Annotated in this window: 12 protein-coding genes; 4 read left to right on the top strand and 8 right to left on the bottom strand. The window is 72.1% G+C overall.

Going from position 1 to position 12561, the window contains the following annotated elements:
- Positions 1–50: 50 nt before the first annotated feature.
- The 3 genes from ASC99_RS12810 to ASC99_RS12800 are packed head-to-tail and all read left to right on the top strand — an operon-like array spanning position 51 to position 3046.
- Complete coding sequence (locus ASC99_RS12810; RefSeq protein ID WP_057231402.1) at positions 51–785, top strand: Sir2 family NAD-dependent protein deacetylase; 735 nt, start codon at positions 51–53, stop codon at positions 783–785.
- Positions 786–828: 43 nt separating this feature from the next.
- On the top strand, positions 829–2034 hold the full coding sequence (locus tag ASC99_RS12805; protein ID WP_157531501.1) for a cytochrome P450: 1206 nt from the start codon (positions 829–831) through the stop codon (positions 2032–2034).
- A 10-nt stretch (positions 2035–2044) separates the two neighbouring features.
- Positions 2045–3046 carry an ADP-ribosylglycohydrolase family protein gene (locus ASC99_RS12800; protein ID WP_057231398.1) on the top strand — a complete coding sequence of 334 codons (1002 nt, stop codon included), beginning with the start codon at positions 2045–2047 and terminating at the stop codon, positions 3044–3046.
- A gap of 41 nt (positions 3047–3087) precedes the next feature.
- Here the strand turns inward: ASC99_RS12800 and ASC99_RS12795 are convergent, their stop codons facing one another.
- The 5 genes from ASC99_RS12795 to ASC99_RS12775 form a co-directional block, all read right to left on the bottom strand.
- Entirely contained in the window at positions 3088–4524 is a 1437-nt protein-coding gene (locus tag ASC99_RS12795; RefSeq protein ID WP_057231396.1) for a cellulose binding domain-containing protein, read from the bottom strand.
- Between the two features lie 66 nt (positions 4525–4590).
- Positions 4591–6093 (bottom strand): beta-N-acetylhexosaminidase, encoded by a 1503-nt coding sequence (locus tag ASC99_RS12790; protein ID WP_057231394.1) that lies wholly within the window; start codon positions 6091–6093, stop codon positions 4591–4593.
- 36 nt (positions 6094–6129) lie between these two features.
- A complete protein-coding gene (locus ASC99_RS12785; protein WP_057231392.1) occupies positions 6130–6957 on the bottom strand; it encodes a carbohydrate ABC transporter permease in 828 nt (275 codons plus the stop codon).
- Positions 6954–7865, bottom strand: a complete 912-nt coding sequence (locus ASC99_RS12780; protein ID WP_082598282.1) for a carbohydrate ABC transporter permease — start codon at positions 7863–7865, stop codon at positions 6954–6956. The genes ASC99_RS12785 and ASC99_RS12780 overlap by 4 nt, the downstream gene beginning before the upstream one ends.
- Entirely contained in the window at positions 7862–9118 is a 1257-nt protein-coding gene (locus tag ASC99_RS12775; RefSeq protein WP_057231391.1) for an extracellular solute-binding protein, read from the bottom strand. The genes ASC99_RS12780 and ASC99_RS12775 overlap by 4 nt, the downstream gene beginning before the upstream one ends.
- 193 nt (positions 9119–9311) lie before the next feature.
- Here ASC99_RS12775 and ASC99_RS12770 point away from each other — a divergent pair, with 193 nt between their 5' ends.
- Positions 9312–10157: a GntR family transcriptional regulator gene (locus tag ASC99_RS12770; protein WP_057231389.1), complete on the top strand. Its 846-nt coding sequence runs from the start codon at positions 9312–9314 to the stop codon at positions 10155–10157.
- Positions 10158–10159: 2 nt separating this feature from the next.
- Here ASC99_RS12770 and ASC99_RS12765 read toward each other — a convergent pair whose 3' ends face one another.
- From ASC99_RS12765 to ASC99_RS12755, 3 genes are all read right to left on the bottom strand, one after another.
- Positions 10160–10582 (bottom strand): DUF1801 domain-containing protein, encoded by a 423-nt coding sequence (locus ASC99_RS12765; RefSeq protein ID WP_057231387.1) that lies wholly within the window; start codon positions 10580–10582, stop codon positions 10160–10162.
- A 5-nt stretch (positions 10583–10587) separates the two neighbouring features.
- On the bottom strand, positions 10588–10971 hold the full coding sequence (locus ASC99_RS12760; protein ID WP_369824197.1) for an ADP-ribosylglycohydrolase family protein: 384 nt from the start codon (positions 10969–10971) through the stop codon (positions 10588–10590).
- A gap of 274 nt (positions 10972–11245) precedes the next feature.
- The gene (locus ASC99_RS12755; RefSeq protein ID WP_057231383.1) at positions 11246–12511 is read right to left on the bottom strand and encodes a DUF2786 domain-containing protein; all 1266 of its coding nucleotides are present in this window, start codon (positions 12509–12511) and stop codon (positions 11246–11248) included.
- Positions 12512–12561: the final 50 nt, after the last annotated feature.

Here is a 12561-nt window from a genome sequence, read left to right as displayed (position 1 = left end):
ACGGGAAACCGGTGGCCCGTCCGGGGCGCGAGCCCGTAGCGTCGGCCGGTATGAACGCCAAGCGACCGCTGATCGCCGTCCTGACCGGAGCCGGGATCTCCACCGACTCGGGTATTCCCGACTACCGGGGCCCGAAGGGTCTGTGGCAGCGCGATCCGAGCGCGCAGGACCTGGTGACCATCGGCCCGTACCTGGCCGACCCGGAGGTGCGTCGGCGGGCCTGGCTGATGCGCCGGGACGCCGGGGCCCTGGCGGCCGAGCCGAACGCGGCGCACCACGCGCTGGTCGAGCTGGAGCGGGCCGGTTTTCCGCTCCGGGTGCTCACCCAGAACGTGGACGGGCTGCACCAGGCGGCCGGCCAGTCGCCCCGCAAGGTGCTCGAACTGCACGGCACCGCGCAGGAGGTGGCCTGCGAGACCTGCGAGGACCGGAGGTCGATGGCCGGGACGCTGGAGCGCGTCGCGGCCGGGGAGAGCGACCCGGAGTGCGTGCGCTGCGGTGGTGTGCTCCGGCCCGCGACGGTGATGTTCGGCGAACAGCTCGACTGGGAGGTGATCCAGCAGGCCGACGCGATCGCCAAGAACTGCGACCACTTCATCGCGGTCGGCACCAGCCTCCAGGTGCACCCGGCCGCCGGACTGGTCGACACCGCCGTCCAGTACGGCGCCCGACTGACCGTGATGAACGCCGAGCCGACCCCGTACGACGTGCTCGCCCAGGAACTGATCCGTGAGCCGATCGGCACCGCGCTCCCCGCCCTGGTGGCCCGGCTGCTGGCGAGCTGACCGGCTGCGTACGATGGCGCTCCCGACGAGCTGGGAGTGGACGATGACCGAGTACGACCCGTGGTCGCCGGAGTTCGTGGCGCATCCGTACGGAGCCTACGAGCGGCTGCGGAAGGAGGCGCCGGTCAGTTTCCACGAGCCGACTGGCCAGTGGCTGGTGGCCCGGCACGCCGACGTCAGCGCGCTGCTGAGGGACCGTCGGCTGGGGCGGACGTACACCCACCGGTTCAGTCACCAGGAGTTCGGCCGGCCGGAGCCCGATCCGGCGTACGAGCCGTTCAACACCCTCAACGAGCAGGGGCTGCTCGACCTGGAGGGGGCGGACCACGGGCGGATCAGGCGGCTGGTGTCGAAGGCGTTCACGCCCCGGACGGTCGAGGAGCTGCGCCCGACGGTGGCCCGGCTGGCCGGGGAGCTGGTGGACGGGCTGGTCCGGGACGGCGGTGGTGACCTGATCAAGGCCGTGGCCGAGCCGCTGCCGGTCGCGGTGATCGCCGAGCTGCTCGGGGTGCCGGAGGCGGACCGGGGGCTGCTGCGCCCCTGGTCGGCCGACATCACCGCGATGTTCGAGCTCAACCCGGCGCCCGAGGTGGCCCGGCGGGCGGTGGCGGCCAGTGTCGAGTTCTCGGACTACCTGCGGGAGCTGATCCGGCAGCGGCGGGCCGTGCCCGGCACCGACCTGATCAGCGGCCTGGTCCGGGCGGCGGACGGCGACGACGCGCTGACCGAGCAGGAGATGGTCTCCACCTGCGTCCTGCTGCTCAACGCGGGCCACGAGGCGACCGTGAACACCACCGGCAACGGCTGGTGGTCACTGTTCCGGAACGAGGACGAACTCGCCCGGCTGCGCGGCTCGGTGGACGAGCTGCTGCCCACCGCCGTCGAGGAGTTGATGCGCTACGACACCCCGCTGCAGATGTTCGAGCGCTGGGTGCTGGACGACATCGAGGTCGGCGGGGTGACCGTGCCGCGCGGCGCCGAGGTGGCGCTGCTGTTCGGCTCGGCCAACCGCGACCCGGAGCGGTTCACCGACCCCGACCGGCTGGACGTCGGCCGGGTCGACAACCCGCACATCACCTTCGGCGCCGGAATTCACTTCTGCCTGGGCGCCCCGCTGGCCAGACTGGAGCTCATCGAGTCGTACGGGGCCCTGCTGCGGCGGGCGCCCGGGCTGCGGCTGGTCCGCGAGCCGAGTTGGCAGCCCGGGTACGTGATCCGGGGGCTGACGGAGCTGGTGGTCGAGGTCTGAGGGGACGAGTATGAAGCGCGCGACGGGCACCTTGCTGGGTCTGGCGATCGGCGATGCGCTGGGCAAGCCGACCGAGTTCAAGGAGTACGACGAGCTGCTCCAGTGGGGCGCGCAGTGGCGTGAACTCCCGCTGCCCGAGCCCGCCTCGGTGACCGACGACACCCAGATGACGCTGGCGCTGGCCCGGGGTCTGCGGACCGCCCAGGAGCGCGGCCCGCTGGGGCCGCTGCGGCTGGCCCGGCCGGTCCGGGAGGAGTTCGTGCACTGGTACTTCGACCCGGACAACAACCGCGCGCCGGGCATGACCTGCCTGAAGGCGTGCCTGCGGCTCAGCAAGCCCGAGCGCCGGTGGCAGGAGGCCAGCGACATCGGCTCCAAGGGCTGCGGCGCCAACATGCGGGTGGCCCCGGTCGGCCTGCTCCCGGGGCTGACGGACCAGGCCAGGTCCGGTGTGGCGCAGCTCCAGTCGGCGCTGACCCACGGTCACCCGACCGCGCTGGCGGCCAGCGACCTCACCGCGTACACGGTCCGGCTGCTGGTGGACGGTGTCGAGCCGGCCGAACTGCCCGCCCGGCTGCGGGAGTACGCGCTGACCACCAAGGCCCGGGGCTACGACGAGTACTGGCTCGGCGACCTGGCCGCGCACGCGCAGGACCCGTCGCCGAGGATGTTCAGCGACCGGGGCTGGGACGACTGCCTGCTCGAACTCGACCGGCTGGACGCCGCATTGGCCCGGCCGGAGCCGGAGGGTGACCCGTGCACGGTGACCGGCGAGGGCTGGGTGGCGGAGGAGGCGTTCGGCACCGCGCTGCTCTGCTTCCTGCTGTTCCCGGACGACCCGGTGGCGGCGGTGCGGCGGGGTGCGTTCTCCTCGGGTGACTCGGACTCGATCGCCTGCCTGGCCGGTGCCTTCGCGGGTGCCCGGCACGGTGCGGCGGCCTGGCCGGCCGACTGGGTGGAGCGGATCGAGTACCGCGACGAGCTGCTGGAGCTGGGCGCGCTCTGGGACTGAACGAGCGGTCACCCGGGGCACGGGCCCCGGGTGACCGTGGGTCAGACGGTGTCCTTGAAGGTGGTGCCGGCCGAGCGCAGGGCCGCGATGTTCGCGGTCACCTGGGCCGGGCTGAGCACCTGGTCCTTGACGAAGTAGACGTAGTCGACCTGCTCGTCGTACGAGCGCGGGGTGCTGCTGGTCTGGCCGTTGAGGTCGATCAGCCAGTGGTTGAAGTCGATCCACTGCGGGGTCTCGGGCAGGTACGGCTCGCCGTGACTGGCGAACTGCACCCCGTCGATCCAGTAGGTGATGGCGGAGTTGTCGACGGTCAGCACCAGGTCGTGCCAGCCGTCGTAGGAGCGGCGCTGCTCGCCGTGGGCGTTCACCGCGTTCCACGGGTCGGGGTTGTAGGTCTCCCAGGAGGTGGTGTACATGATGTTGCCGGTCTCGCCCCAGCCGCCGTTCGGCAGGTACTCGAAGTCCTGCTCGCTGTAGTCCGGATCCATCGGCGCGTTGAGCGGGGTGAAGGTGAAGAAGGTCTGGTTGACGTGGTCGCCGTCCGGGCCGCCGGTCGGGGTGTCGTCGAACTTCACCCGGGCCGCGTAGGTGCCGTTCTTGAACTTCCGCGCGGTGGTCTGGAGCTCGGTCTCCTTGGTGCCCGCTGCGGTGCCGTCGGTGGTCAGCCGCATGTTCATGATGCTGTTGCCGCCGGAGGCGGCGAAGGTGATGTCCCCGGGCGACCAGGTCGCACCGGGCACCCCCGGGCCGCCCTGCCCGGACTTCACCGTCCAGCCGTGCTGCTGGAGCGAACCGTCGGAGCTGGACGAGTAGTTGAAGTCGTCGAACAGCACCGGAGCGTTCGGGTTCGGCGGCGTGCTCGTACTGGTGCTGGGCGACGGCGATGGCGAGGGGCTGGGGGTGTTGCCCGCCGGTGCGGTGCCGAAGACCACCGCGCCGGACCGCTGCACCGTCACCTTGTCCCAGGTGACGTACGAGGTCTGGCCGCCACCGAACGAGTAGTCGTCGGACTGGGTGATGGTCTGCCAGTCCGAGCGGTAGAACCGCAACTGCATGTCACCGGTGGACTGTCCCGGCGCGAGCGACCCGGCCCCGGCGGTGAAGCCGACCTCCAGGTAGCGGTCGGCCGTGGCGGTCGGGTTGGCCAGGGTGCCGAAGGTGCCGGTGATGTTGGCGCAGCCCTTCACCGCCCAGGAGCAGGCGAAGCGGTAACTCACCGACGGGCCGTCGGACTTGAAGTAGTAGCGGAGCGTCAGCTGACTGAGCGGCACGGTGCCGGTGCCGGTGTTGGTGAGCTGGAACCACGGCTCGACCTGGTCGGCGGTGGCCCCGCTCGCACTGGTCCGGTACTGGGCGGTGACCGCCTCCCCGGCCGCCGAGGCGGTCGGGGTGAGCAGGACGGAGCCGGCCAGCCCGGCGGCCGCGCAGACGGCCAGGGCCGCCCGCAGCCGGGTGTTCTTACGCAGTCGTACGGACATCGGAGTCCTTTCCTCGTGGGGGAGTTGCTGCGCGTACGGGCGCGCGGTGGGGGCGCGCCCGGTGTCTCACCTCCGGGCCCGGACGCCGAACGCCGAGAGGCGCCGCTCGTGCCGGGGCAGGGCCGGGAGGAAGTCGGTGGTCCAGTCCGAGGCCGGGTTCCAGGCCCGGTCGGCCAGCGCGGCCAGCCGGGGGAAGGCCAGGTGGTCGAACGCGTCCCGGGTGGCCATGAACTCGCTCCAGAACTGGGCCTGGGTGCCGAGCACCCGGCCCCGCTCGGCGGCCGTCCAGTGCGCCGGGGTCGGCTCGTTGGCGTGCACGGTGGCCAGGTCGACCACCGCGCCCGCCTGGCCGAGCGGCTCGTCCGGGTGGTCGCGCTGGGGGTAGTCCAGGTAGGTGGAGCGGTGCGGGGCCATCACCACGTCGTGCCCCCGGCGGGCCGCCGCCAGGCCGTGGTCGGCGTCCCGCCAGGGCATCACGGTGAACTCGGCCGGCAGCGCGGAGGTGCTGTCCTCGGCCCAGCAGACCGGGCTGCGCCCCCGCTCCAGCAGGAACCCGCCGACCTGGCCGAGGAACCAGCCGTGCAGCTCCTTCGGCGAGGCCAGCCCGAGTTCGGCGGCCCGGGCCACCGCGGCCGGGCTGTGCTCCCACTCGGTGGTCGGGCACTCGTCGCCACCCAGGTGCACATAGCGGGACGGGAAGAGGTCGGTCACTTCGCCGAGCACCGTGCGGCAGAAGTCCAGCACCTGGTCGTGCACGCCGAGCACGTTCTCGCAGACGCCCCAGTCGGTCCACACATCCAGCTGCCGGTCAGGCCGATTTCCCAGCGGCGGGTAGGCCGCCAGCGCGGCCCGGGTGTGGCTGGGCATCCCGATCTCCGGCAGCACGGTCACGCCGCGCACGGCGGCGTACCGGACCAGCTCCGCCAACTCACCCTTGGTGTACGAGCCCTGGTGCGGCCGGTCGTCGTACTCGGTGGACCCGGCCTGCCCGACCATGGACCGGGACCGGCGCGAACCGACCTCGATCAGGCGGGGGTAGGCGTCGACCGGGAACCGCCAGCCCTGGTCGTCGGTCAGGTGCAGGTGCAGCACGTTCAGCTTGTGCAGGGCCAGCAGGTCGACCGTCCGGAGCAGGAAGGGCAACGGCTGGAAGTGCCGGGCCACGTCCAGCAGTGCGCCGCGCCAGGCGTGCCGGGGGGCGTCGGTGATCTCGACGCAGGGCAGCCGCCAGACCACCCCGGGGGCCGGGCGCGGTGACAGTGCCTCGGGCGGCAGCAGCTGACGCAGCGTCTGGATGCCGTGCCGCAGCCCGGCGGGTCCTGCGGCGGTCAGCCGGATGCCCTCGGGGGTGATGCTCAGGCGGTAGCCCTCGCCTTCGTCCCCGGTGAGGCCGAGCCGCAGAGCGCCGTCGGGGCTGAGCGGCAGCGGCAGCCCGGTGGCCGGGCCGAGCAGGGTGCGGAGCAGCGCGGCGGCCGGTCCGGCGCGGCCCGGGGCGTGCACGGCGGTGTCCCGGTCGAGGACGAACTCCCCTGCGCTGCAGGTGAGTTCGACGGGAGTTGGCAGGATCACGAGTGGTCCTCTGTTGGAGGGCGGCCAGGAAGGCGATCAGCCCTTGACGGCACCGGCGGTCATCCCGGTGGTGACGTTGTTCTGCAGGACCAGGAAGACCAGCAGCACGGGCAGCATGAAGAGCGAGGCGGCGGCCATGGTGGCGCCCCAGTCGGTGCCGAAGACGTTGCCGAAGGAGGACAGCCAGACCGGCAGGGTCCGGGCGTCCTGGTTCTTGATGATCAGCGTGTTGGCGAAGGCGAACTCGTTCCACGCCGTGATGAAGCCGAACAGCGAGGTGGCGAGCAGCCCCGGGGCCAGCAGCGGCAGGGTGACCCGGCGGAACGCGGCCGGCCGGGTGCAGCCGTCCACCTGCGCGGCCTCCTCCAGCTCGGCGGGCACGGTGGCCAGGAAGCCGCGCAGGGTGACGATGGTGAAGGGCAGCGTGGTCATGAAGTAGACCAGGGTGAGCATGGTCAGGCTGTCCAGCAGACCGGTGTCCCGGGCGATCACGTACATCGGGATCAGCAGCGCCTCCCAAGGTGCCATCTGCGCGGTGAACACCAGCAGGACGAACGCTCGCCGCCCGCGCCAGCGCAGCCGGCCGACCGCGAAGACGGCGGGCAGCGCGACCAGCAGGGCGAGCAGTACGGCGCCGACGGTGACCAGCAGGCTGTTGCGCCAGAACCCGGCGAACCCGGCCGAGCCGACGGCGGTGCGGAAGTGTTCCAGGGTCGGGTGCAGCGGGAGGAAGGTCGGGGTCTCGGCCTGGATCTCGACGGCCGGTTTGAAGGCGGTCAGCACCATCCAATAGACCGGGAAGACCGCGACCGCCAGGACGGCCAGTGCCGCGAGGTTGAGCGGTAGTCGGCGCAGGGTTCTCATGACTGTTCCTCGCGTTCCTGACGGAACATCCGGCGGAGGTTGACCAGCAGGGCACCGAGCAGGATCAGCACGGTGAGGGTGGAGGCGGCCGAGCCCACGTCGTACTTGTGCAGCGACTGGGCGACCTGGAAGGCGTACACCGGCAGCGTGGTGGTGGCGCCGCTCGGGCCGCCCTGGCTGACCACCCAGATCTGGGCGAAGCACTTGAAGGTCCAGATCACCTCCAGCGAGGTGACCAGCGCGAACAGTGGCCGCAGCAGCGGGAAGGTGACCAGCCGGAAGGTCTGCCACCGCCCCGCGCCGTCCAGCCGGGCCGACTCGTACAACTCGGCCGGGACGGTGGTCAGTCCGCCGTACAGGGTGAGTGCGGCGAACGGGACCGACTGCCAGACCACCAGCGCCACCAGGACGGCGAAGGTCGGGCCGCCGTGCGCGAACCAGGCGTACTCGCGGAAGCCGTGCAGCCCCAACTGGTCAAGCAGCCAGTTGACCACTCCGTACCTGGACTGGAACAGCCACTGGAAGACGGTGGTGGCCGCGATCACCGGCGTCGCCCAGGTGAGCACCAGGGCGCTCAGCACCGCCAGCCGCAGCCACCGGCCGAGCCGCACCAGCAGCAGCGCGACCAGGGTGCCGAGCACCGTGATCAGGGCGGTGTTCAGCGCCGTCCAGCCGAGCGTGCGGCGGACCACGGTCCAGAACTCCGGGTCGCCGAGCAGCTCGGTGTAGTTCCGCAGACCGACGAACTCCGGGTTGCCCCGGATGAGTTGGGCCATCCGGAAGTGCTGGACGGACATCAGCAGGTTGCGCAGCACCGGGTAGAGCAGCAGGTAGGCCGCGCCCAGCAGGGTCGGGGCGACCAGCAGGTAGGGCAGGAGGGCGCCGAGCCGGGCGCGGGTCGCGGTCATCCGGCGCTGTTCAGGGCCTTGGTGATCGCTGCGGAGGCGGCCCGCCCGGCGGCGGGGTCGGCCCCGGTGAGCACCTGGGTGAGGAACTGCTTGACCGGGTTGTTGGCCTCCACGGCCGCCCAGGTGGGGGAGTTGGGAGTGGCGTGGCCGTTCGCCGCGCCCGCCGCCATCGCCGCCGCGCCCTCGTTGCCGCTCAGCGCCCCGGCCAGCGAAGTGCGGTTGGGGACGTAGCTCATCTCCTTGGCGATCTCGCGCTGCCACTTCTCGCCCGCCAGCTCCCTGACCACCTGGTACGCGGCGTCGGCGTGCCGGGACGCCTCGGGGATCACCAGGTCGGAGCCGCCGGTGAAGACGGCGCCGGGCTTGGCGGCGGTCTTGCCGGGGATCGGGAAGAAGCCCAGCTTGTCCTTGAGCGCGGGGTTGGCCTTGAGGATCGCGGCGGCGCCACCGGGGGAGGAGATCAGCTGGGCGGTCTTCCCCTTGGCGAACACCTCGGCCTGCAGCGGCTTGGCCTCGTCGGAGTCCTTCGGGCCGTGGCCGAGCGCCTGGAGTTGCTGGTAGAACGCGGTCGCGGCGGCGGCCTGCGGGGTGTCCAGGGCGCCCTGCCACCTGCCGTCCGATCCCTTGACGGCCAGGTCGCCGCCCTCGTCCCAGAGGAAGCCGGCCAGTACGAACCAGTTCTGCCCCGGCAGGTAGATCCCTTCGGTGTCACCGGAGTTGAGCTTCGCGGTGGCGGCGGTCCACTCGTCCCGGGTCTTCGGCAGGGCGGTGATCCCGGCCTGGGCGAACAGGTCCTTGCGGTAGATCACCACCCGGTTCGCCGCGTACCAGGGGATGCCGTACTGCTTGCCGTCGACCTTGCCAGGCTCGGCGAGGCCGGGCAGCCAGTCGGCGCCGTTCAGCTCGGCGGTCCTCGCGGAGAGGTCGCGGACGCCGCCGCCGGCCGCGTACTGGGCGACCTGGGTGTTGCCGACCTCGATCACGTCGGGGGCATCGTTGCTGGCCAGGGCGCTGGTGATCTTCTGGCCGATGCCGTCCCACTCCTGGATCTGGATCTTCAGGGTGGTGCCGGGATGGGTGGCCTCGAAGTCGGCCTCGAAGCGCTGGAGCAGGCCGTCGGTCAGGCTGTCACGCATGATCCAGACGGTCAGCTCGGCCGGTCCGGTGGAGCCGGCCGAGCCCGCGGAGGAGCAGCCGGCCGCCGTGAGCAGGGTGACGGCGGCCAGGGAGAGGGGGAGTAGACGCGAACGCACGGGGGTTGCCACCTCGGTGTTGATGTTTACCAGTTGGGCCAGTGGTAAGAGAAGGTGGCATAGACCAGTTGGGCCGTCAATACCCTTGTGCTGACCGGGATGTGGCGGAAGGTGCGGGGTGCCGTGGCGTCAAGATCCAGGACCGGCTAGGCTCAAGTGGTCAGATCCGGTGAACTGGTCAAGGAGTGGCGGCATGGCGGAGGCGGTGGGCCCGGCGTACAAGCGAACCCGGGTACGGGACTACCTGCGGGACCTGGTGGAGGCCCGCTCGGCCGGTGACCCGATCCCTTCCGAACGCACGCTCTGCGAGCAACTCGGCGTCTCCCGGCCCACCTTGAGGTCGGCGGTGGACGAGCTGGTGAGCACCGGGCTGATCGTCCGGGAGCACGGCAGGGGCATGTTCGTCGCCCCCGCGAAGATCACTCAGGAGCTGACCGCCGCTCCCGAGGAGCACGGCTTCACCCTGCCCCGGGCCGGCGGCTCCTGGGCCGGGCGGGTGCTGGAGTTCTCGGTGGTCCGGGCCGGCGCCCGGGTCGGCCGCAAGCTCCGCCTCTCCCCGACGGCCGAGGTCGCCTACATCGCCCGGCTGCGGCTGGTCGACGGCGAACCGATGGCGATCGAATACCTGCACGTACCGGCCGAGTTGGTGCCGGGGCTGCAGCCCGCCGACATGGAGAGCGGCGACTTCTACGAACTGCTCCGCGAGCGCCACGGCGTCCGGGTGCGCCAGGCCGTCCAGTCGATCGAACCCACCGTGGTCAGCGAGAAGGAGGCCCACCTGCTCGGCGTCCCGGCCTTCTCACCCGCCCTGCACTTCGAACGCCTCACCACCGACCACGACGGCCGCCCGGTCGAGTACGTCCACTCGCTCTACCGAGGCGACCGCTACCGCATCCTGTCCCGCATCACCCTCGGCGAGACCGCCCCGCCCCCGGCCCCCGGCGCCGACCGCCACCACCCCGGCATCCCACCCGGCGACCTGGCCACCCCGCGCAGCAGCCACACCCTGACCACAGGGGACGTGCAGCCGACGATCTAGGTCTAGGAGCTGATCGTCTTCCCGTCGTACGCGGCGAAGCCCCGCTCGATCAGCTCGCGCAGGGCCGTCTCGTCAAGGGCGTCCAGCCGCTTGACGTACAGACAGCCCTTGCCGGTGGTGTGCGGGCCGAGCCGGGCCAGCAGATCCTGGTGCGGCTCGAAGCCCTCGGCCACGTACAGCGTCAACGCCTGCTTGCGCGGCGAGAAGCCGACCGGCGGCCAGTCGCCGCTGCGCCCGCTCGCGCCCCGGTAGTGGTACGTGCCGAAGCCGACGATCGAGCTGCCCCACATCACCGGCGGCGCCCCGGTCACCTCCGCCATCAGCGCGCAGAGCGCCTCGGCGTCGGCCCGCCGCCGCTCGTCCGGCACGGCGGCCAGAAAGGCGGCGGGGTCGGCGGCGGTCGGCTTGGTCTTCGGCTCGGCCATACCCGTCAGGCTAGTTCGGCCCGCTCCAGCAGCGCATCGGCCATCCGGACGATCAACTCCCGGCCCTCGACCACCGCCAGCCAGTCGGCGGGCAGCGCCGCTGCGCCGTACAGCGCGCCGGCCAGGTTGCCGCAGACCGCGCCGGTCGAGTCGCTGTCGCCCGAGTGGTTGACCGAGAGCAGCAGCGCCGAGCGGGCGTCGGGGGCGGTCACCGCGATGGCCGGGCACTCCTCGGCGATCCAGCCCAGCCCGACGGTCGCCGCCAATGCCTCGGTCAGCACCAGGTCGACCAGCGCCGCGAACGCACCCGCCGCCAGCTGCCCGGTCGGGTGACCGTGAGTCAGCTGCGCGCACTGCGCGGCCAGTTCGAAGGAAGCCCCGGGCCCCAGCCCGCTCAGACAGGCGTTCCCCGGCGCCCGCCCGATGCTGCGTCAGCAACCAGTGCTGGTACGAGCGATGCAGGTCCGTCCTGGCAATGGGTTGCACTGCCCAGGGGCTCAGGGCTCTGCTGATGTGCGGCTCCGCCGCCGGGGCGACGGTTCGTGGCCGGCGGGGCCAATGCGAAGGTGCCTGACCGCCCATGTACGGATCACCTCGTACGAGGTCGGCGTCGCAGTTCCCCGAGCCCCTGACTCCGTAGCGGGCCGAGCACCTGCCCAGGCCTTACCGCTCGATGGCCCCCGTGCCGTGGTGGAGGGCGGCCCGGTCGGCGGCGGCGCGGCCCTCGTGCCAGCCGTGGGCGTTGCTGATCCGGACCCGCTGGGTGGTGAGCTTGGGGAACATCTCGCCGACGGCGTGGTCGACCGCCTGCTCGCGGGCGGCCAGCGCGGGCAGCAGGCGCTCGTCGGGGGTGAGCTGCTCGCTGCTGCCGTCCGGGTTGAGGTGCCGGCCGGCCGCGGCCTCGCGGGTGGTCTCCTCGGTGGCGGCGGCCAGCCGCTCGCGGATCCGGGTGGCGTACGCGATCAGGAAGGACTGCCGGAAGGACTTGGTCCTGGCCGCGCCCTCCTTGTGGTGCCGGCTGCCGGCCCGGTGCATGGAGGCGTTCGCCTGCACCAGCAGCGAGGTGTAGAGCAGCTCGACCGCGTCCAGGTCGGAGTCGAAGCCGATGATGGTGCAGAAGCCGAACTCCTTGGCCCAGACCGTCCGGCAGCGGTTCGCGGAGGCCACCGCGTCGAGCAGCATCGCCTTCGGGCTCTCGTACGGGTTGTCCACCCCGATCCGCAGCGCTCCCGGGGTGTCCCGGGAGGGCTGACTGGCCGTCAGCAGGGCCTCGTCGATGGAGTGCTGGGCGACCAGCTGCTGGGCCTTGGCGGTGAGCGCCTCGGCCTCCTCGGGGAACTCGGTGGACTCGGCCTTGGCGAGCAACGCCCGGATCCGGGACAGCATCCGGGGCTCGCCCGGCATCGGACCGTTCGGCCGGTACACGGTGGCCCGACCGGGGGTGGGGCCGACCGGGGTGACCGGCGGGAGCTGCGCCCAGAGCCGGTTCAGCTCCAGCACGGCGGTGGCCAGCGCGAACCGGTCCAGCCGGTGCCGGGTCGCGAAGTCGGCGAGGTACGCCTCGTCGCCGGACCACCAGATCTCGACGGCCAGCTCGCGCAGCTGCTCGTGCCAGCGCCGGTCCAGGGTGGCCGCCGGGTGGCTGCGGTTCTCGGCGGCGATCAGGTCGACCGCCAGCGGCTGGTGCACCGCGCCCAGCTCGCGTCGGACCAGCCGGACCAGGTCGGCGGGCCGCCAACCGATCGCCCAGGCACGGGTGACGGTGCGCTCGACCTGGGCGATCAGCGCCCGGCTGACCTCGGGCCAGTCGGCAGCCGCCAGCATCGACGCGGCGGTGTCGAGCGCCAGGTCGAGGGTGTCGGGGGAGGCGGCGACGACCTGGGTGGCGGCCTGGGTGACCAGGGCTTCGGCGGCGGACGGCTGGGCCACGGGGGATCGCCTCAAGAAGTTGGGGGTTGAACTGGCAATGATGCCCGAGC

The sequence above is a fragment of the Kitasatospora sp. Root107 genome (assembly GCF_001424875.1).
In the GTDB taxonomy this organism is placed as follows: Bacteria; Actinomycetota; Actinomycetes; order Streptomycetales; family Streptomycetaceae; genus Kitasatospora.
Note: the sequence above shows the minus strand (reverse complement) of the source record. Positions and strands in the feature narration are given on the sequence as shown.